The 21,311-nt window shown below is 33.0% G+C and carries 22 protein-coding genes and 1 riboswitch; of the genes, 8 read left to right on the top strand and 14 right to left on the bottom strand.

The window, feature by feature from the left end:
• Nucleotides 1-2: 2 nt before the first annotated feature.
• The 6 genes from FYJ50_RS01040 (at nucleotide 3) to FYJ50_RS01065 (ending at nucleotide 6,990) form a co-directional block, all read left to right on the top strand.
• Nucleotides 3-1,736, top strand: a complete 1,734-nt coding sequence (locus FYJ50_RS01040) for a bifunctional homocysteine S-methyltransferase/methylenetetrahydrofolate reductase (RefSeq protein WP_154459183.1) — start codon at nucleotides 3-5, stop codon at nucleotides 1,734-1,736.
• 25 nt (nucleotides 1,737-1,761) lie between these two features.
• Nucleotides 1,762-1,832, top strand: a riboswitch (Fluoride riboswitch).
• Between the two features lie 38 nt (nucleotides 1,833-1,870).
• Nucleotides 1,871-3,055, top strand: coding sequence for a cation:proton antiporter (locus FYJ50_RS01045; protein ID WP_154459184.1), 1,185 nt, complete (start codon nucleotides 1,871-1,873; stop codon nucleotides 3,053-3,055).
• A 51-nt stretch (nucleotides 3,056-3,106) separates the two neighbouring features.
• Nucleotides 3,107-4,423 carry a Mur ligase family protein gene (locus FYJ50_RS01050; RefSeq protein ID WP_154459185.1) on the top strand — a complete coding sequence of 439 codons (1,317 nt, stop codon included), beginning with the start codon at nucleotides 3,107-3,109 and terminating at the stop codon, nucleotides 4,421-4,423.
• A complete protein-coding gene (locus tag FYJ50_RS01055; protein ID WP_154459186.1) occupies nucleotides 4,420-5,163 on the top strand; it encodes a type 1 glutamine amidotransferase in 744 nt (247 codons plus the stop codon). Before FYJ50_RS01050 ends, FYJ50_RS01055 begins: the two co-directional genes overlap by 4 nt.
• A 1-nt stretch (nucleotide 5,164) precedes the next feature.
• A complete protein-coding gene (locus FYJ50_RS01060) occupies nucleotides 5,165-6,094 on the top strand; it encodes a hypothetical protein (RefSeq protein WP_154459187.1) in 930 nt (309 codons plus the stop codon).
• 32 nt (nucleotides 6,095-6,126) lie between these two features.
• Nucleotides 6,127-6,990 carry a Cof-type HAD-IIB family hydrolase gene (locus FYJ50_RS01065; protein ID WP_154459188.1) on the top strand — a complete coding sequence of 288 codons (864 nt, stop codon included), beginning with the start codon at nucleotides 6,127-6,129 and terminating at the stop codon, nucleotides 6,988-6,990.
• A 57-nt stretch (nucleotides 6,991-7,047) separates the two neighbouring features.
• Here the strand turns inward: FYJ50_RS01065 and FYJ50_RS01070 are convergent, their stop codons facing one another.
• The 5 genes from FYJ50_RS01070 to FYJ50_RS01090 form a co-directional block, all read right to left on the bottom strand.
• On the bottom strand, nucleotides 7,048-7,215 hold the full coding sequence (locus FYJ50_RS01070) for a hypothetical protein (protein ID WP_154459189.1): 168 nt from the start codon (nucleotides 7,213-7,215) through the stop codon (nucleotides 7,048-7,050).
• Nucleotides 7,216-7,286: 71 nt separating this feature from the next.
• Nucleotides 7,287-8,057, bottom strand: a complete 771-nt coding sequence (locus FYJ50_RS01075; RefSeq protein ID WP_154459190.1) for an SDR family NAD(P)-dependent oxidoreductase — start codon at nucleotides 8,055-8,057, stop codon at nucleotides 7,287-7,289.
• Nucleotides 8,054-9,406 (bottom strand): LTA synthase family protein, encoded by a 1,353-nt coding sequence (locus tag FYJ50_RS01080; RefSeq protein ID WP_154459191.1) that lies wholly within the window; start codon nucleotides 9,404-9,406, stop codon nucleotides 8,054-8,056. The genes FYJ50_RS01075 and FYJ50_RS01080 overlap by 4 nt, the downstream gene beginning before the upstream one ends.
• A gap of 28 nt (nucleotides 9,407-9,434) precedes the next feature.
• Nucleotides 9,435-10,610, bottom strand: coding sequence for a M20 metallopeptidase family protein (locus FYJ50_RS01085; RefSeq protein ID WP_154459192.1), 1,176 nt, complete (start codon nucleotides 10,608-10,610; stop codon nucleotides 9,435-9,437).
• Between the two features lie 9 nt (nucleotides 10,611-10,619).
• Nucleotides 10,620-11,348: a metallophosphoesterase family protein gene (locus FYJ50_RS01090; RefSeq protein ID WP_154459193.1), complete on the bottom strand. Its 729-nt coding sequence runs from the start codon at nucleotides 11,346-11,348 to the stop codon at nucleotides 10,620-10,622.
• A 111-nt stretch (nucleotides 11,349-11,459) separates the two neighbouring features.
• Here FYJ50_RS01090 and FYJ50_RS01095 point away from each other — a divergent pair, with 111 nt between their 5' ends.
• Both FYJ50_RS01095 and FYJ50_RS01100 read left to right on the top strand, forming a co-directional pair.
• Nucleotides 11,460-12,293: a pyridoxamine kinase gene (locus tag FYJ50_RS01095; RefSeq protein WP_154459194.1), complete on the top strand. Its 834-nt coding sequence runs from the start codon at nucleotides 11,460-11,462 to the stop codon at nucleotides 12,291-12,293.
• The gene (locus FYJ50_RS01100; RefSeq protein ID WP_154459195.1) at nucleotides 12,290-12,907 is read left to right on the top strand and encodes a TatD family nuclease-associated radical SAM protein; all 618 of its coding nucleotides are present in this window, start codon (nucleotides 12,290-12,292) and stop codon (nucleotides 12,905-12,907) included. Before FYJ50_RS01095 ends, FYJ50_RS01100 begins: the two co-directional genes overlap by 4 nt.
• Nucleotides 12,908-12,925: 18 nt before the next feature.
• Here FYJ50_RS01100 and FYJ50_RS01105 read toward each other — a convergent pair whose 3' ends face one another.
• From FYJ50_RS01105 to FYJ50_RS01145, 9 genes are all read right to left on the bottom strand, one after another.
• Nucleotides 12,926-13,912, bottom strand: coding sequence for a phosphotransacetylase (locus FYJ50_RS01105; RefSeq protein WP_154459196.1), 987 nt, complete (start codon nucleotides 13,910-13,912; stop codon nucleotides 12,926-12,928).
• A gap of 63 nt (nucleotides 13,913-13,975) precedes the next feature.
• Nucleotides 13,976-14,263 (bottom strand): HU family DNA-binding protein, encoded by a 288-nt coding sequence (locus tag FYJ50_RS01110; protein WP_154459197.1) that lies wholly within the window; start codon nucleotides 14,261-14,263, stop codon nucleotides 13,976-13,978.
• Nucleotide 14,264: 1 nt separating this feature from the next.
• Complete coding sequence (locus FYJ50_RS01115; RefSeq protein WP_154459198.1) at nucleotides 14,265-15,260, bottom strand: NAD(P)H-dependent glycerol-3-phosphate dehydrogenase; 996 nt, start codon at nucleotides 15,258-15,260, stop codon at nucleotides 14,265-14,267.
• 12 nt (nucleotides 15,261-15,272) lie between these two features.
• Nucleotides 15,273-16,580: a ribosome biogenesis GTPase Der gene (der, locus tag FYJ50_RS01120; RefSeq protein ID WP_154459199.1), complete on the bottom strand. Its 1,308-nt coding sequence runs from the start codon at nucleotides 16,578-16,580 to the stop codon at nucleotides 15,273-15,275.
• Nucleotides 16,581-16,595: 15 nt separating this feature from the next.
• Nucleotides 16,596-17,252: a (d)CMP kinase gene (cmk, locus tag FYJ50_RS01125; RefSeq protein ID WP_154459200.1), complete on the bottom strand. Its 657-nt coding sequence runs from the start codon at nucleotides 17,250-17,252 to the stop codon at nucleotides 16,596-16,598.
• Between the two features lie 2 nt (nucleotides 17,253-17,254).
• The gene (locus tag FYJ50_RS01130; RefSeq protein WP_154459201.1) at nucleotides 17,255-18,145 is read right to left on the bottom strand and encodes a hypothetical protein; all 891 of its coding nucleotides are present in this window, start codon (nucleotides 18,143-18,145) and stop codon (nucleotides 17,255-17,257) included.
• 107 nt (nucleotides 18,146-18,252) lie between these two features.
• Complete coding sequence (gene efp, locus FYJ50_RS01135; RefSeq protein WP_154459202.1) at nucleotides 18,253-18,816, bottom strand: elongation factor P; 564 nt, start codon at nucleotides 18,814-18,816, stop codon at nucleotides 18,253-18,255.
• A 241-nt stretch (nucleotides 18,817-19,057) separates the two neighbouring features.
• Nucleotides 19,058-20,437 carry an NADPH-dependent glutamate synthase gene (gene gltA / locus FYJ50_RS01140; protein ID WP_154459203.1) on the bottom strand — a complete coding sequence of 460 codons (1,380 nt, stop codon included), beginning with the start codon at nucleotides 20,435-20,437 and terminating at the stop codon, nucleotides 19,058-19,060.
• Nucleotides 20,437-21,279, bottom strand: coding sequence for a sulfide/dihydroorotate dehydrogenase-like FAD/NAD-binding protein (locus FYJ50_RS01145; protein WP_154459204.1), 843 nt, complete (start codon nucleotides 21,277-21,279; stop codon nucleotides 20,437-20,439). The genes gltA and FYJ50_RS01145 overlap by 1 nt, the downstream gene beginning before the upstream one ends.
• Nucleotides 21,280-21,311 lie beyond the last annotated feature (32 nt).

Below are 21,311 nucleotides of genomic sequence, written 5' to 3' on the forward strand. Positions count from 1 at the left end.
GTATGAATGTTAAAGAATATTTAAAAGAAAATCGATTATTATTTGATGGTTCTATGGGAACTTATTTTACCAGTTTACATCCATATTGCAAAGAAAATGTGGAACTGGTTTCATTAACGCACCCCAACTGGATCAAAGAAATACATGAAAACTATATAAAAGCAGGAAGCAATGCGATCAAAACAAATACATTCTGCTGCAATCGAACTTATATTTCAGATGAAACCGTATTATCGGATTGTATATCGACTTCCTATGATTTAGCAAGTCAATATCCAGCTTATGTTTTTTGTGATATAGGACCTGTATCCAGTGAATGGAAAAGTTATGAAGAATATAAATGGGTAGTTGACCAGTTTTTAAATAAAGGGGCACAGTATTTCTTATTTGAAACCTTATCCAATCCAATCGGATTAAATGAAATTTCGTCTTATATAAAATCAAAGAATAAAGAAGCTTATATCATTTGCAGTTTTTCCATTCAAAGTGATGGATATACAAAAGAAGGAATTCATATCCAGGATATTATTTCTTCTTTAAACAAAGATAAAATTGATGCCATAGGCTTAAATTGTGGCTGTGGTGTACATCATATGCATGAAATTTTAAAGGAGATTGGCTCCTTTATACAGTTTATTTCTCCCAACGCAGGATATCCAACTGTGGTAAACAATCGTACACAATATCAGCTGGATCCAGACTATTTTGCCACGGAAATGATTTCAATGATGCAAAAAGGAATCAAAATGGCTGGTGGATGTTGTGGAATTATGCCCAGTCATATCCAGGCTTTATATAATAAAATCAAACAGACAAGCTTAATCCAATCCGATTTCAAAAATAAAAAAAATATAGTAAAGAATTCTGAATTGAGTGAAAGTGATTTCTTTAAAAAGCTAAAAAATCATCAGAAAGTCATTGCCGTAGAACTGGATCCACCTTCTAACTGGGATCTTTCTAAATTTATGAAAGGTGCCTGGCAATTAAAAGAATATGTGGATGCTCTGACCATTGCGGATTGTCCGATAGGAAGAGCTCGCATGGATGCTTCTTTACTGGCCTGTAAAGTCAAACAGGAATGTAAACTGGATGTTTTACCTCATATGACCTGTCGAGATCGAAATTTAAATGCGACCAAAGCCTTACTTCTTGCCGATTATGCACAAGGTATAAGAGATGTTCTGCTGATTACTGGAGATCCCATTCCTTCCAGTGAAAAAGATGAAGTCAAAACCGTTTACCAGCACAATTCCAGAAAACTGGCCAGTTACATTACTTCTTTAGAACAGAAAGGATTAATGTCTCATTTCAATTTATTTGGTGCTTTAAATATAAATGCAGTGAACTTTGACATACAGCTTAAATTAGCTAAAGAGAAAATCCAGAATGGAATGGTCGGTCTTTTTACCCAGCCTGTCTTATCCAAAGAAGCTTTATACAATTTAAAAAGAGCCAAAGAAGAATTAGATGTTTATATTATGGGTGGAATCATTCCTGTTGTGTCGTATCGAAATGCCATATTTATGGAAAATGAAATCAACGGGATTCATGTATGTGATCAAATCATTGATTTATATAAAGATTTGGATCGGATGCAAAGTGAAACACAAGCTATTAAAATTTCAGGTACAATCATGAAAGAAATCGAAGATTATGTGGATGGATTTTATTTAATGACACCATTTGGAAGAAGTGAACTTATGGTAAAAATCATTGATTTTTATAAACAGTTATGATAATATCATTAACGGAAAGTTCTTCTTTTCAAAAGGGAATGAATGTCTCCCTTGCATATTGCAAAACCGCGTAAAGCTGATGACTTCTACAACGTTTTTTCGTTGTTGTCATCAGTTTTTTTTATGGAGGAATTATGGTTGAAAGTGTAGCTTATATTTTATTAATTGGATCTTTATTTTCTTTTTTATTTAAAAAAATGCATTTACCAAAATTATTAGGTATGATTTTTGCAGGAATACTCATAGGACCTTATTTTTTAAATATTCTGGATACAAATATGTTAGCCATTTCCAGTGATCTAAGACAAATGGCTTTGATTATCATACTGACACGAGCAGGACTCTCTTTAGATTTATCAGACCTGAAAAAAGTCGGTAGACCTGCCATTTTAATGTGTTTTCTTCCGGCCTGTTTTGAAATGATGACAACCATTTTTATAGCCCCTCTATTATTTGATATATCCTATTTAGATGCGGCTATATTAGCCAGTGTTATTGCAGCAGTATCTCCAGCTGTAGTCGTACCAAAAATGATTGAATTAATGGATAAAAAATTAGGTACCAGACAAGCCATTCCACAACTGATCTTAGCTGGAGCCAGTGTGGATGATGTCTTTGTGATCGTTATGTTTTCCTGTTTTACTTCTTTAGCTTCTGGAAATGGATTTTCTTTTACCAGTTTATTACAAGTTCCTTTTTCAATATTAAATGGAATTCTAATCGGTTATTTATTAGGATATATCATTTCTTTATTCTTTAATAAGGTAAAGATGGATTCTATTTCTTCCTTTATTTTTGTATTAAGTTTTTCTTTTTTATTAATGAAACTGGAAGCCATTATTAAACCTTTTATTCCTTTTAGTGGTTATTTATCTATTATGGCATTAGGACTAGCGATTCATCGAAACTGTAAAGAAGAAAGCCAGTCTTTAAATTCAATCTATTCAAAATGCTGGATGATTGCGCAAATCTTTTTATTTGTACTGGTAGGAGCCAGTGTTAATATCAAAGTAGCCTTCCATGCAGGTATCAACAGCATTTTATTGATACTATTTGTACTATTGATTCGTATAATCGGTGTATTCTGCTGTCTGATTAAAACCAGTTTAAATCGAAAAGAACGATTTTTTATTGCGATTTCCTACATTCCAAAAGCAACTGTACAAGCGGCCATGGGAGGCATTCCACTGGCAATGGGATTTTCCTGTGGGGAACTGATTTTAGCTATTTCGGTCATTTCCATCTTAATCAGTGCACCTGTGGGAGCTATATTAATGGACGTATTTGATAAGATTTGTTTAATCCAGGAGAATGTATAGTTTTTATGAATTAACTTGTGTATAATATAAGAATAGGTGAGGAGTGATACTATGCAGACTTTAGCTATTTTAGCAGCAAAATTATCGTCATCTATCTTACGATGCTTTGGAAGAGGAGGATCCTTACCAGGTTCTATTGCTTTAAAAATCGATGACAAAATTTTAAATAAACTCGAATTTACCGGTCCAATCATACTGGTAACTGGAACAAATGGAAAAACCAGTACAGCCAATATGATTGCCGATTTATTATCGTATGCTGGTTATAAAGTGATTTCCAATCGAAAAGGAGACAATTTAAAAGCCGGAATTACGACCACTCTTTTAACAAATGCTTCCTTAAGTGGAAGAGTCAATGCGACTGCCTGTGTTCTGGAAGTGGATGAATTAAATGTTCGTCATATATTATTAAATATTCCTGTGACCTGTTTTGTGGTCAATAATTTTTTCAGAGATCAGTTAGATCGTGCCAGAGAAATGGAACAGCTGATTGAATCCATTGAAAAAGTATTGCCAGATTATAGAGGGGATCTGATTTTAAATGGAAACGATCCCAATGTGGTTCGTCTTTCCTTAAAAGCGAAACATTCTCATTGTTACTACTTTGGAATGGATATGAATGCCTATTCTATGCAGAATACAAATGAAGCTTCAGAAGGAAAATTCTGTCCAGAATGTGGTTCAAAATTAGTCTATGATTATTATCAGTATTCACATATTGGAAAATTTCATTGCAGCCAATGTGATTTTAAAACGCCTGATATGGATGTCATATTAAATCATGTAAATCTGAACAACCAGTCTTTTGAATGTGATAATATCTTATATCGTCAACCATATATGGGAATGTATTCTATGTATAATTGTGCAGCTGTTTTAATGGTTGCTAAATATTTGAATATCAACGATCAGGAAGTAAAAAAAGTATTTTCCAATGCACCTCAGCCTGCAGGAAGAAATGAAAGATTTGAAAAAAACAATCAGATCTGCATATTAAATTTAGTAAAAAATCCAACAGGTGCCAATGAGGTGATGAAAGTAATTGAAACCGATGATACGGATAAAACCATCTGTATCGTATTAAACGATAACGAACAGGATGGAACCGATGTCAGCTGGATTTATGACACATTCTTTGAGAAAATAATGAATGAACATACAAAATCAATTATCTGTACAGGATGTCGTGGCTATGATATGGCTTTACGTATTTATTATGGTGGATACAAAGGAAATATCACTGTAGTGGATACCATAGAAAAAGCCATTCAAACTTCTTTTTCAACTCATTTAAAAGTCTATGCCATTGCGACTTATACAGCACTTTTACCAACTCGACAAATGATTGTAAAGGAGATGGGATTATGAAATTAAAAGTATGCTGGATGTATCATGATATTATGGACCTTTATGGGGATAAAGGAAATATGATGGTGTTAAAGAAAAGATGTCTGGATCGGGATATTCAGTTTGAATTGGATACTTGTGGAATCGGTCAGAAAAAAGATTTGAGTGAATACGATCTGATCTTTTTAGGTGGCGGTGCGGACAAAGAACAGATTAGCTTAATTCCAGATTTATTATCCAGAAAAGAAAATATTCAAAAAGCTATGGATGAAAATACATTTATTTTACTGATCTGTGGTGGATATCAATTGTTTGGACAATATTATATTGCTGCCAACAATCAGAAAATAAAAGGCCTGCAATTTTATGATTATTATACCGATACAGGTAAACAAGGATCTCGATGCATTGGTAATATTGTGATCGATGCCAACTTAGATGGAATCAAGACTCGTATTGTAGGATTTGAAAACCATGGGGGACAGACATTAAATGTGAAACATCCTCTTGGAAAAGTGATTCATGGATATGGCAATAGTTTTGATGCAGGACAGGAAGGATTTTATGATGGTAAAATTTTAGGTACCTATCTACATGGTCCTTTACTTCCTAAAAATCCTGTAGTGGCCGACTTTGTGATCTATAAATCTTTAAAGAAAAGAAATCCGGATTTTAAATTTGAAGATTTAAAGCCTTTAAATGAAACCTTTGAAAAAGGAGCTCGAGATACATTATTTAAAAGATTCAATATAGGTGGTTAGTATGAAAAAAATATTTGCGATACTGTTTTCCTTTCTATTATGTCTTTCTTTTACTGGATGTTCTAAAAATCCAAGTTATTCTATCTCAAAAGACATTACTTTGACATTATCGGATGTATTAAAAGTTGAAAATGAAAAACAGAATACAATTTATTACTATTATTTAATTGATATACAAAATGATTCTGATTCGGATTATAATCTGGAAGATTTATCTTATACAATAAAAGAGAAGGGCAGTGATGAAGCCATTGGTGCCATTGATCAGAACAAATTTGTTCCCAGTAAAATTGTTCCAGCCAATGAAAAAGCTTATATTGCAGGCTATATTGGTTTTCCAAATAATGATCAGAAAAATATAGGAATTGAATTCAATTCTTCTAAAGACTTTTTAGCTTTTAAAAATTCGAAAATAAGAAAAGCTTCCTCTAGTGAAATCGCAACCAAACAGGTTGGTATGGCACAAAAATTGTATGAAAGTGATGATTTACTGATCAGTTATGATTATTCACAGGCAGAAATAAATTTCTTTGAAGGAAATACAGTTGTATCCAATTTTTATATTAAATATGAAAATAAAACCGATCAGCGTATTGTGATTCCATATGTGACTCCTTATGGAACATTAAATGGATGTTTAACATCGGATTATGCATCAAAAGGTGATTTTAGTACGATGAGTATGGATGATATTAAAAAGCTGGATCTGAAAACAGATGGTTTACTGGCACAGACAAAAAATATATCAGGAGAATCCAGTGGTTATGCCTTATTATATCTGGATCCAGAACAAAGTTTATCATGCAATACTTCTATCACTTTCCATAATTCATTTATTTATTATCAGGAAAGTGATGAAGAACCAATCACAATTGTAATGAGCTGTCAGGCCATTGGAATTGATCGAAGTGTTAAATTAAAGAGAAGTTGATAGCTTCTCTTTCTTTATGAAAGGAGATTTATATGGATATTAAATGTATTGCATTTGATTTAGATGGAACTTTATTAACCAGTGATAAAACCATTGATGAAAGAACAAAAGATTCGATTCAAAGAGCGATGAAACAAGGCATTCATATTATCATTGCTTCTGGAAGAGATAAAAATGGATGTAAATTTGTATATGAACCTTTAGGTTTAGAAAATGGAAATCATTTCTTAGCACTGGTCAATGGACAGATCATTTATGATTTTAAAAACCGTGAATACGATCTGGATAATGTATTAACAGAAGAAGATGGTTTAAAAATTCAGAAAATCTGTAAACAGTTTGATATAGAAGGTATTTTTCAATGCGGTTATGACTTTTACAGTTATGTATCCACGTACAATCGTATGAAAAAAAGAATCAAATCTTTCTTATTTAAAGAGCCAGAAGATTATGGATTAAAAGCTGGTATGGAACAAAGAAACTTTATCAATTTACCATATGAGCCAATTAAACTGACAAAAGATATTAATAAAGTGATTATGGTTCATTCTAAATCTTTCTTTGAAAAAAATTTAGATAAATTAAAAGAAGCTTTAAAGGATTATGACGTATTATTAATTGGACCACAATGGTTAGAAATAATGCCAAAAAATGTCAATAAAGCCAGTGCAATAAAAAAGATTACGGAAAAACTGAATCTTAATATGGACCAGGTTATGGCTTTTGGGGATGCTCAAAACGATATAGAAATGTTAAAACAGGTAAAAATTGGCGTTGCCATGGAAAATGCTATGGATGAAGTAAAAAAAGTATCCGATCTGGTCACTAAATCCAATGATGAAAATGGCATTGGTATTGTTATTGATGCCTTATTGGAAGGAACGTTATCTATATAAAAAATTACATAAGATATATTATGCGAAGTAATATGTATTAAAAGAATATATATTCTTTTAATCTTCAAGTTCATTATATATATCTTTTATCTCACAGGAGATCAAATAAAGTGCATGGATGATATCAATGAGTTTTTCTTCATTTATATCATCCATTAAATTTTTACATTGGATACGTATATCTATATACAATCCTTTTATTTGATTTTTTAAATTTTTATTCATATTTTTTCTTTGCCCTTTCTATCTATAAGAATATAGAAAGATTCTGAAGAAAAAATGACATTAATAAAATATTATATTTTTCGAAGCAGATTCCAGAAATTCATTAAAAATGAGGATGGAAACAGCTTCGAAAAGAAACGATGAAGTGTACATAGTATTCCAGGTGTAGATACTGCAAAATTATGGAAGGCATCGTACAATGCCCTTTTCACTACTTTATCTGTTTTAGAAGCCAGTGGATAGGATTTTATATCTTTATTTACATCCGATTGTGCATTCTGTATAAATTCTGTGTCTTTGATCCAGTATGGACAGATTGCACAAACATGTATCTTATCTTTTTTACATTCCATTCTCAAAGCTCTAGAAAAGCGATATAAGAAAGATTTTGATGCCGCATATATATTTAAATAGGGTAAAGGCTGAAAAGCTGAGGTTGAGCATATTTGAAGAATATGACTATTCTCTTTCATATAAGGTAAACATATGTAAGTCATATCAATAGCTGCTTTACAGTTTAGATCGATCATCCAATCGGCTTCTTTTCGACTGATTGTTTTATAATTCCCGATTTTTCCCATTCCAGCTGCATTGATCAATATTTTAATATCTGGTTTTATAAGGTTAATTTCTCTTTCCAGACAATCCATCTGATTGGTATCACATAAGTCTATACAGACAGGTTTTATTGGTAGATTGCATGTATTTTGAATTTCTATTAAACGATCCATTCGTCTGGCTAAGATCCATATTTCATCTAAATCCAAATCCATTTTTTCTAATTGAAATACAAATTCTTTACCTAATCCTGAACTAGCACCGGTTACAATAGCAATTTTCATAACAAACTCCTGTAAAAATCTGATTTTTTTGTTAACTCTTTATTAAAAGTTTTCGCATTCATTCTCTCTGTTATTGTTTTTTCTGAACTAAACAGATTGGTTCCTAAACCTGCTCTATCCACTTTATAACCTAAAGAAGCTAAAATGGTAGGATACAGGTCAAAAGTTGTAAAATCTCTATTCTTTGTATGATTTGTATGATTCTGTGCATGTATAAAAACATTCCAGACTCTTCTTTTATATTTTTTGTCATACGTTTTATGAATGTATTCAGCAGCCATACTGATATGATCTCCCTGAATTACAATAACTGTATCTTCATAAAAATCCTGCTGTTTTAACCATTCCATAAAATCCTGTAAAAGTTCATTCATATGATAAATAGAATTGGATAAAGATGCTTTAAATTTATTCTTACATGTTTTAGACTGATATCCATATGGATGATGCGTATCCACTGTTAACATCGTAAAATTAAATGGTTTATTTTCTTTAGATAGTTCTAACAGTTTTTCTTTGGCAAATTCAAATAATTTATCATCCTCAAAGCCCCAGAATTCATGATAATCTTTTTCCAGTTTCCCTTCCCTTTTTATCTGATTTATATCTTCAACTTCATAATGACCATGTTGAAGATAATAAGATTTTCGACCTCCAAATGCAGCATCCGAGCCAATCATAAACACCTGATGATATCCATCTTGTTCTAATACATCTCCTAAACCTTTGATATTTTTTAAAAAAGGAACGTTTTCTTTACAGAATTTATGTCCTAAAGGAAACAATAATGGAATTCCACATTCACTTCCTACAATTCCTCCTGTAGTCCATCCCGTACCATTTATAATACGAGCACCTCCAATTTTATCTGTATTAGAAAAAGAAATGTTCTCTTTGGTCAGCTTTGTCAGGAAAGGAACCAGATCCTCTTTACTGTTTCCTCCATCTTTTTCTAAAGCGTAGGTGGTTTCCATCGATTCTAAATATATATGAATCAGATTCATTTTCTTTTCAGGACTTTTAATATTTCCCTGGTGAAATTCCGATTCAAATACATCACTTGTCTGAAACTGATGGAAAATATAAGGAACAATCTGAATTTGAATAATTGCATACAGCATGCTTGCCAAAAAAATAAAAACATTCAGCCAGAAAGGCATAAAATAAAAAGGAATGGATAAAGCTAAAGATGGAATCAAACATTTTTTTATCCAATCTGATATAAACTGTGTATTGGTTCCTTCCAGTGGTACTTTTAAATGATATACAATCTGTTCAAAACAGGATAAACCAAAATAAGAAAAAGCCCATCGAGAGGAAAAAGCACATAAAAAACCGATAAATATCAAAATAATCCTCCTGTATTCATAATTCCTGTTAACAGTTCTCTTCCAGCCAGCGTGTTGCACAATGTGCCAGATAAGCAGGACCACTGATTAGAACATCTTCATTGAATACAACTTTAGGATGATGTTGAGCATAGACTTCTCTACCATCTGTAAATCCAGCTGACAAATACATATAGGCTCCTGGAATCTTTTGCAGGATTACAGCCAAATCATCACTTGCCCCTGCATGGATTCCATTGATTCCCATCTGATTTTCAACCGGTAGTTCTTTCATATATTTCACAAAATCATCGACTGATTTTTTATCGCAGATTAGAGGAGGTGTACCACTTGTTAAAATGACTTTTGCACTCCCTCTAAAAGAAGCTGCTATTGAACTGGAAACTTCATTTAGTCTTTTTAATATGAATTCTCTTTGTTCATTGTTATCACAACGTAAAGTACCATATAATTTGGCTTCATTGGGAATGATATTTCCTGCATCCCCAGCTTCAATTTTTCCAATGGTAAGAACATTAGCTGTGTTGCTGGTAACTTCTCGAGCAATGATGCTTTCTAAAGCCAGAACAAGATGACAGGCAATATTAATAGGATCGATTCCCGATTCAGGATAGGCTCCATGACTTCCCTTTCCAATAATTTCAATAGTAAAATTATCACTGGAATTCATCATAGTAGAAGAATCGTTATACATAAACAGACCAACAGGTGTATTTCCTGAACTGACATGGTATGCTAAACAGACATCTGGTTCTGGATCTGACAACAATCCATGAGCCACCATATCTTTAGATCCCATAAAAGTTTCTTCTCCTGGCTGAAACATTAATTTTATACATCCTTTCAGAGATCCTTCATTTTCTTTTAACATTTTTGCAGCAGTTAACATCATAGCTCCATGAAAATCATGTCCACATGTATGTGCGTTTTCACATTGTGAACGAAATGGAAGTTCACTTTCCTCTTTCATTGGTAAGGCATCCACATCACTTCTTAAAAGAATCGTTTTCCCTGACTGTTTTCCTAAAGTCACAACAATTCCACTTCCACATCTTACAGGCTGACAACCAATTTCTAAGATCTGTTTTTCGATATAATTCATCGTTTGTGTACAATTTAAACCAATTTCTGGAATCTGATGTAAAAAACGACGATGAGAAAGAGATTCATCAAATAATTCTTTGCTTCTTTTTAAATAATCCATATTTCCTCCTTATCCATCACAAAAATCCCATTGTGTGATAATTTCATTTGTATATATATTTCGTATACTATTAAAGATAACTGTCTGATTTCTCCATAAATTCTGATCCATATGAAAATGTCCAAAATACCAGTGAGAATAATAGCTTCTTTGATAGATCGAATCTAAAAATAAATTTAATTCCAATTCATTGAGTCCAGCATCTTTGATTTTATTTTTTATTTTAAGATAATAAATGGTTTGATTGGGAGCTGTATGCGTTAAAATATAGTCTATATTATATTTATATCGAATCAGATTGTTTTTTGCATTCTCATATTCTTTTTGTACAGGCATTTCTTGTATCCACCATGAAATATCCTGTAGACGATATTTTTTATCAATGGAAAATCCGCCACCAAAAACAAAATAAGTATGATTTTCAACTGTAAATACTTCTCCACGAAGCAGATGAATGACATTTTTTCTTATAAAGTGTACATTCCCTCCATTCCATTTTTTTACTGGATATGTATTTAATAAATTAAAATTTTCATGATTCCCATCAATGAAACAGACTGTATAACAACGTGTCTGCAGCCAGTCAAGAAACTGTTCTTCATTATATTCTGGCCCATACCAGAAACCCATTCCAAAATCACCTGTAACCAGTAAAATATCCTGTTCTTTTAAAATTGGATCAATATAATGTATCCACTTTTCCTGATTACCATGTATATCTCCTGTTACGTAAACCATATAAACCTGCTTGAAACTATATTATAGAATAAAATCTGGTAATATGAAATACATATACTTTGAATATTTGAATTCCCGTAAATTTATGATATGTTTATTTACGGTGATATTATGAACCATAATCAACAGAAAAAAATAGCTTTGATCAATGATTATACAGGTTTTGGAAGATGTTCCATTTCTGTCAGCCTACCAATTATATCAAAAATGAAAATACAATGCTGCCCACTTCCCACTTCAATCTTTTCCAATCATACTGGATACGATTCTCATTTCTGTTTTGATTTTACAAAATACATGAAATCGTATATGGAAGAATGGATCAAATTGGATTTACGTTTTAATGGTATATTAACCGGGTATTTAGGCTCTTTAGAACAGATTCGCTTTGTATTAGAATTTATTGACCAGTTTAAAAAAGAAAATACTCTTGTCATAGTGGATCCAGTCATGGGAGACAATGGCAAAATATATAAAAATTATTCAAAAGAAATGACTGAAAATATGTATAAACTTATACAAAAAGCTGATATTATCACTCCAAATCTTACAGAGGCCTGTATATTATGCAATATGAATTATAAAGAAGACTGGACAGAAAAGGAAATAGAAACGATAGCCAGAAAACTAGCTCAAATGGGTCCTGATAAAGTGGTAATTACAGGTATGTGTAAAGAAGATTCGATCTATAACTATTATTACCAAACAAATGATAGTGGGTGGATCCAAACAAAAAGGATGGGAATATCTAGAGCAGGTACTGGCGATTTATTCTCAAGTATTATTGCAGCCGATGCCATTCATGGAGTTTCCTTTGAACAATCCATTTTAAAAGCCACTCATTTTATCTCAAAATGCATTGAAAAAGCAATTGAAATGGATATACCCTATATGGATGGAGTTCCCTTTGAAGAAGTTTTAGATGAATTACAGGAGGAAATATGAAAAAAGATTTTACAATTTTATATCCAGCTCATGAAAATATATATGTAAATGTAACCAATCGCTGTCCTTTTAACTGTACTTTCTGTTTGAGGCAGTCTATGGATAGTGTTTATGGAAATGAAAAGTCTTTATGGCTTACCAAAGAACCTTCTGTTGAAGAAGTCATTGATGCCTTTAAACAAAGGGATATAAGTTCTTATAAAGAAATTGTATTTTGCGGATTTGGAGAACCCACAGAAAGATTATATGACATATTTGAAATTTGTGATTATTTGAAACAGAACTATGATAAACCCATTCGTATCAATACCAATGGAATGGCAAATCTGATTTGGAATAAAGATACAACAAAAGATTTTAAAAATCGTATTGATATTGTTTCGGTCAGCTTAAATCATCCAGATAAAAATAAATATCAGAAACTGGTTCGTTCTAAGTTTGGTATAAAAACACATGAAGCAATGTTAGAATTTGTAAAAGAGGTAAAAAAATATGTATCCAAAGTTGTTTTAACAACGGTAGATACCACTTTATCAAAAGAAGAAGAAAAACTTTGTCAGAAAATCTGTGATGAATTACAGGTAGAATATCGTATACGACCATATGAAGAATAAAACCGGGTTAACCCGGTTTTATTCATTAAAATATTTATATTTCTGGTAAGCAATAACAACAGCCATTTTATAGATTCCTTTGGCATCCACTCCTCTGGACAGATCAGAGATTGGTGCATTTAATCCTTGTGTGACCGGTCCAATGGCTTCCCATCCACCTAATCGAGCAGCGACTTTATATCCAATGTTGGAACTGGATAAATTCGGGAAAATAAAAGTGTTGGCACAGCCTGCCACTTTTGAATCTGGCGCTTTTAGTCTGGCAACTTCTGGTACGATTGCACAATCAAATTGCATCTCACCATCTACATCAAAATCTAAAGGCATACGTTTCAATCGCTTTTTGGCTTCTGACATTTTTTCAACACAGGCACCTCCTGCACTTCCAAAAGAGGAATAAGACAACATCGCAACTTTTGGATCAATGTCAAATATTTCTTTTGCGGTTTTCGCAGTCTGCAATGCAATTTCTACTAAATCATCTGCAGATGGATCTAAATTTATCGTACAGTCTGCCATGATATATTGTTTACCATCTTTTCGAAGCAAGAAACAGGAACTTACTAAGCTTTGACCTGGTGCAGGTTTAATCAATTGTAAAGCTGGTCTTAATACATCCGCAGTTGGATGTAAGCATCCACCTAACAAACCATCTAAATATTTCTGTTCAACCAACATAGAACCAAAATAACTGATATCTTCCAGTAAATATTTTTTACATGTTTCTAAATCCCATTTTCCTCGACGAATGGATACCATACGCAAAGCCAGTTTATCAATGTCATTAAATTTTTTTGGATTTATTATTTCAATACCATCTATATTGAATCCAAATTTTTTTGCGTTTTCTAAGATTTCATTTTCATCTCCTAATAGTACAGGAACAAGAGTATTATGTTCTTTTAAATAATAAACCGCTTCCAGTACACGGGCATCTTCTCCTTCCATAAATCCGACACGGATTCCTTTTCCTTGAATGAATTTTTCTAAAGTATCTGTAATCATATAGTTTATCTCCTAATTCTATTTTAAAACAAAATAAGCTAAAAAAAAATCCTCTATTGAGGATTATTGATTACATTTTTGTTTCAAGGTAGAACTGGCACGAAACTTGATGGTATTTCTTTTTGGAATTGTCATTGCTTCCAGTGTTCTTGGATTGATGCCATTTCTTTCTTTTCTTTCAAAGATTTCAAATTTTCCAAAAGATGAAATATCTGCTATTCCTCCCTGTGCTAAACAAGAAGAAATTTCATCAAAAATTAAATCAATGACTAAAGAACTTTCACTTTTGTTTAAATTAAAATGCTGCATTAAAGTCTGTGATAAAGATTCTTTATTGACATATTTAGCCATCTTAAAACTCCTGTTTTAATTCTCTTAACATTAAATCATTGGCACAGGTTTTAGGTTCTTTTCCTTCATATAAAATCTGATAAACTTCTTCACAGATTGGCATTTCAATATTGTTTTCTTTTGCGATTTTATGAACAATTTTAGCCGTACGAACCCCTTCTACTGTCTTTTTATTGGTTCTAAAGAAATCGGTAACATCATTTTCTTTTCCAATTTTATAACCGGCTTCAAAATTACGCGAATGTACACTGGTACACGTAACAATTAGATCCCCTACACCAGTCAAACCTATGTAAGTCTGATATTTTCCTCCAAAATATGTACCAAAACGTATCATTTCCTGAAGACCTCTGGTAATCAAAGCTGCACGAGTGTTATCCTGATAACCCAGTCCAGCAATAATACCTGAAGCAATTGCCATAACATTTTTAATCGCAACGCCTAATTCACTTCCAATTTCATCATTTCCTGTATAAATTCTTAAATAATGATTTGAAAATAATTCCTGCACAGTTTTAGCATCTTCTAAATTCTGGCTGACAGAATCAATGGAAGTTAGTAAACGGATAACCACTTCTTCTGCATGACTTGGTCCAATTAGAGAAACAACCGAACTTAAATGTTTGCTTGATATACTTCTACGGATTACTTCCGACATTCTTTCATTTGTTTCTGGATGAAATCCTTTCGCAACATTGATAACTATAACTTTTTTAGTCAGCAAAAAGTCAATCTTTTGACAAATGGATTCAATGGCAAAAGTAGGAACAGCCAGCAAAACTATATCTGCCTCTTTAACGACTTCAATATCTGTTGTTGCTTTCAATTCTGGATTTAATTGTACCCCTTCAAAAAATACAGAATTCTGATGATTTTCATTAATATCACGAACCTGGCTTTCTTCGATTCCATAAATGATAACGTCATGATGATTATCCTGAAGAACCTGCGCTAAAGCAGTTCCCCAGCTTCCACTTCCTATAATAACGGTTTTCATAGAACTTCCTTTCTAATTACGGGCACGTGCAATGATATGAATAGGTGTCCCTTCAAAGCCAAAGGCCTCTCTAATTTTATTTTCAATATATCGTTTATAACTAAAATGAAGCAATTCTGGATCGTTTACAAACAGAACAAATGTTGGTGGTTCCACTGAAACCTGAGAAACATAAAAAATTTTTAATTGTTTTCCTAAATGAGGTTTAGCAGGATTCATCATTTGTGCATCCAGTACGACATCGTTCAATACATTGGTTGCGACTCTTAAAGTGCAGTTATCATGAACTAAATTGATTAAAGGCAATAACTGATTGACTTTACTATGTGTTAAAGCCGATGTAAAAGCAATCGGTGCATAGTCTAAATATAAGAATTGAGCACGAATTTCTTTTTTAATTTTATCCATTGTTTTATCATCTTTTTCAATGGCATCCCATTTGTTGTAGACAATAATAACGCCTTTTCCAGCATCATGAGCCAAACCAGCAACATGTTTATCCTGTTCTGTGATTCCACGAATTCCATCAATCACAAATAAGACAACATTGCTTCGGTCAATGGCATTTAAAGCTCTTAATATAGAATATTTTTCAATATTTTCATATATTTTTCCTTTTTTTCGAATACCAGCTGTATCAATGATCATATATTCCTGGCCATCCACTTTAAAAGATGTATCAATGGCATCACGAGTGGTCCCTTCAATATCTGAAACAATCACTCGTTCTTCTTTTAATATTGCATTGACCAGTGAACTTTTTCCTACATTAGGTCGACCAATTACACAGAAAGAAGTAATTCCTTCATATGGTTTGATTTGTTTTTCAGGAAGTTTGGAAATGATTTCATCCAGCAAATCTCCAATTCCAATTCCATGAACTCCACTGATACAAATAGGATTGGTCAATCCCAATTGATAGAATTCATAAGACTGCATTTGTAATTGTTCATTATCTACTTTATTTACCGCTACCAATACGGGTTTATTTGTCTTTTGAAGCTTACGAGCAATCACCATGTCATCGCTCATAACGCCTTCTTTGCAGGAAACTACCATCACAATTAAATCTGCTTCTTCAATGGCAATTTCTACCTGCATATTGATCTGAGAAGCAAAGGCCTGGTCTTCTATCTGAATTCCACCTGTATCAATTAAGCGAAATTTTTGTGTCAGCCATTCCACTTCTCCATAAATACGGTCACGAGTAACTCCGGGAGTATCGTCTACAATACTTTTTCGCTGCCCAATCAATCGATTAAAAATTGTAGATTTTCCAACATTTGGCCGACCTACGATTGCAACAGTTCCACGAATCATAGAATCTCCTTTCTTTTAATATACTTTATCAATTATCTGGCTTAAACAGTCAAATACCTGTTCAATATTCATATTCGATGTATCCACTTCTATGGCATCTTCTGCTTTTCTTAAAGGTGAGATAGCACGAGTGCTGTCCTGATAATCTCTTTTATTGATGTCTTCTAAAATTTTTTTATAATCAATCTTTATCCCTTTATCTACGTATTCTTTATATCTTCTTTCTGCACGTGCCTGACTTGATGCACTCATAAAAATTTTTACTTCGGCATCTGGTAAAACACATGTACAAATATCTCGTCCATCTACAATATAACCTTTGTCTTTACAGATTTCCTGCTGTAAAGAAACCATTTTTTTGCGCACAGGAGCAAAAGATGAAATCTTTGCTGCCATCATCGAAACATCATTTGTACGAATGGATGTACTAACATCTTCATTATTTAAGAATACATTTTTATCTTCAAAACGAATGGTAATATTTTCTAATGCCTTTTGAAGTTTACTTTCATCTGTATAATCAATCTGATTTTTAGAAATATAATATGCAACACAACGATACATAGCTCCTGTATCTAAATGAGACATATTGTATTTTTCGGCAAGAAAATCAGAAATGGTGCTTTTTCCTACACCACTTGGTCCATCAATGGCAATATTGATTTTCTTCATATTTATCTACCCATATTGTATAAAAAGAAGATAGTAACACCAATGGATACGACCAATGCGATAATTAATATAACTAAAATCACATTTAAGATCATACCTGATTTTGAAGAAGGTTCTTCATAAGACTCTAAATCTTCTGATTTCATTCGAATCTTGCTGGATGGAAGTTCATCTTCCAGTTCCTCTTCTTCTATTTTTTTGCGTTTTGCTTCTTTTTTTGCTTTTTTAGCCTGTTTTTTCGCTTCTCTTTTTGATAGACGTGGAGCTTCTTCTTCATCGGAATCGTCAAATACATTGTATTTTCCTGGTTCGAATAAATCTAAATGATCTGTATCTGTAGCTTCATCGACACGAATATCATTATTAGATAAAACGATTTTTTCTTCTTCTTTCTTTTCTTCCTTAACATAATCATTATATATTTCAGGCTGAGGTTCTATATTAACTGGATTGATACGTGTTAATTTCTGATTCTGCATAAAATCAGCTACAGTTGTTGAATTTGACATGAAATTCGCATTTCTTGGCATTTCCATTGTAGAACCCAGTTCCTCTTCTTCCATTGGCATAATATGCTGATTTCTGGCACTGGAAGGACTGGTATTAAGCTGTTTTAGAATATTGATCTGAGTATCATCGATATAACGATTTCCATTATCAATATTATATTGTTTTACTTCTCCAAGCAATTGATCCATCACTTCATTGGAAGAATAAGGAGATGTTTCCTCCTTTGTTTCATGAGGATGATAAGATATATTCGCATGAGACAAAGACGCATTCTTTTGTACTCTAGATAACTTTACACGTTTTGAAGCTGTTTGAGTCGCCATAGCTTCTTTTTCGATCTGATCTCTTAATTCCTGGTATTTTTCTTTTCTTGATTGAGCCATAAAAACCTCCTAAGCATTCCATATTATTATACATAATTTATTAATACTTTTCCATAAAAATAAAAAGACAATATAAAAAGCCCTATCTATAAAGATAAGGCAGACTATTATGCACGTCCAGCATATTTTCCATCGTTGGTATTGACCAGAATCACTTCTCCATCTTCAATAAACAATGGAACTTTTACTTCAAAACCAGTTTCAAGCACAGCAGTTTTTAAAGCCGAAGTAGCTGTATTTCCTTTTACAGCCGCTTCACATTCTGTAATTTTTAATGCCACTTTATCTGGTAAAATAACATCCAGTATTTCCCCTTCATAAGAACGAATATTTACTTCCAGTCCTCCTTCATCAGAAAGGAAGTTCTTTTCCCATTCCAGTCTTTCTTTAGGAATTTCAAATGGGGAATAATCATTACAATCTAAGAATACAAGATCCGTTCCTGTATCATATGAATAAGTAACCGCAATTTTGTCAACATGAGCTTCTTCTACAGTGGATCCACCATTCCACTGTAAATTCACATTTGCACCTGTTCTCAAGTTTTTAACTTTTGCTTTTACTTTCATAGCTCCACGAGCCTGCTTATTAAAAACAGTATCTAATACTAAATATAATTCACCATCTTCCACAATGGTTTGTCCTGGTTTTAATTTACTAATATCTAACATAAAGTATTCTCCTCAATCTCTTTTATTGTATGAAGACAAATGTTTTTGTCAAGTAAAAATGATAAAAAGCACATTTCTGTGCTTTTTACCAAGTATCGAAAGGAATCGATATGAATAAAATTATTTCACATATAATATAAGGAAGGATGTATAAATGTGAATGTTGAAATTGAGCCTGATTTCAACTTTATCCACATCTATAATACAATAAACTTATTTAAATGTAAACCCTTTCATCAATTTATTTTGATAATAATTCATCAATGGAAGCGGCCGCTTTTTTACCAGCACCCATAGCCGAGATAACAGTGGCTGCTCCTGTTACTGCATCTCCTCCGGCATAGATTGTATCACGACTTGTTTTTCCAGCTTCATCGACAATTAAGCATCCTTTGCGATTGACTTCCAATCCTTCTGTTGTAGAACGAATCAGCGGATTTGGACTTGTACCAATGGACATGATCATACAATCGCAATCAATCACAAATTCAGAACCTGGAATTTCAACCGGTCTTCTTCTACCAGATGCATCCGGTTCTCCTAATTCCATACGAATGCATTCCATTCCATTGATCCATCCTGAATCATCTCCTAATACTTTTACAGGATTGCATAATAAATCAAAGATAATTCCTTCTTCCATGGCATGTTCAACTTCTTCTTTACGAGCAGGAAGTTCTTCCAGAGAACGACGATATACAATATGAACTTCAGCACCCAGACGTTTAGCACTGCGGGCAGCATCCATTGCAACATTTCCTCCACCAACAACTACACATTTCTTTGGATGCTGAATTGGTGTTGGAGAATCTTCTTTATAAGCTTTCATTAAATTGATACGAGTTAAGAATTCATTAGCAGAATAAACACCCTTTAAATTTTCTCCTTCCAGATTCATAAAGTTTGGAAGACCTGCACCAGAACCGATAAAGATAGCTTCAAAACCTTCTTCCTGTAATGCATCAATTGTATCTGTACGTCCCACTACAAAGTTTGTGATGATTTTAACTCCTAAGTCTTTAAGTGTATCAATTTCTTTCTGTACAATTTCTTTTGGAAGACGGAATTGAGGAATTCCATACATTAATACTCCACCTGCTACATGTAGAGCTTCAAATACAGTCACATCGTATCCTTTTTTAGCAAGATCACCTGCACATGTTAATCCTGCTGGACCTGCTCCAACAACAGCAACTTTATGTCCATTTGGTTCGGGTTTTTCAACTTTTTTAGACGCATGTTCTCTATGCCAGTCGGCTACAAAACGTTCCAGGCGCCCGATTCCCACTGGTTCTCCTTTAATACCACGAACGCAATATTTTTCACATTGACTTTCCTGTGGACAAACACGACCACATACAGCTGGCAATGAAGAAGTAACAGAAATGATATTGTAAGCTTCTTCGAAATTTCCTTCTTTTACCTGTTCAATAAAATCAGGAATGTTTACATTGACTGGACACCCATTTACACAAGGACGATGTTTACAGTGAAGACAGCGATTGGCTTCTTCAATTGCCATTTCTTCTGTATATCCTGTAGTTACTTCTTCAAAATTATGACAACGTACTTCTGGATCCTGTACAGGCATTGCCACTTTTTTTAATGACATATTTGGCATTATTGAACCTCCCTTTTTAATAAATTACAAGTTGCTTCTCTTTCATGTAATTCAAAATCACGATAGGCCATATTTCTTGACATAGCTTCATCAAAATCCACCAGATGACCATCAAAATCTGGACCATCAACACAGGCAAACTGCATTTTTCCATCAACTTTCAATCGACATCCGCCACACATTCCTGTTCCATCGATCATAATAGGGTTCATGGATACAATTGTTGGAATATTATATTTTTTCGTTGTCAAACAAACAAATTTCATCATGATTACTGGGCCAATGGCAATCACGCGATCAAATTTTTCTCCATTTAAAATCAATTCTTCCAACTTATTTGTGACTAAACCTTTTTCTCCGGCACTGCCATCATCACTCATTAAATAATAAGCATCACTGACTTCTTTAAAATCTTCTTCTAAAATCACAAGATCTTTATTACGGAAACCAGCTATTGTAGTAACATCTGCACCTGCTTTATGAAAAGCTTTTGCGGTTGGATAAGCGATGGCACATCCAACTCCTCCACCAATGACACATACTTTTTCATTGGCTTCAATTTCACTTGGTTTTCCTAAAGGACCTACAAAATCATGAAGACTGTCTCCTTCATTTAATTCATTTAAAAGCATTGTTGTCTTTCCAACAATCTGAAAAATAATGGTTACACTTCCAGTACTGGCATCGCTATCAGCAATCGTTAAAGGAATTCTTTCTCCCTGTTCATCCACACGAAGAATGATAAACTGACCAGCTTTTGCACGTTTTGCTACAAAAGGGGCATCAATAACCATTTTTGTTACTGTTGGGTTCAATACTTCTTTTTTCAAAATTGTATACATATAATACTCTATCCTTTCTAACACTCTTTATT

Origin of the sequence: Floccifex porci (assembly GCF_009696175.1) — a bacterium.
GTDB classification, from domain to species: Bacteria; Bacillota_I; Bacilli_A; order Erysipelotrichales; family Erysipelotrichaceae; genus Floccifex; species Floccifex porci.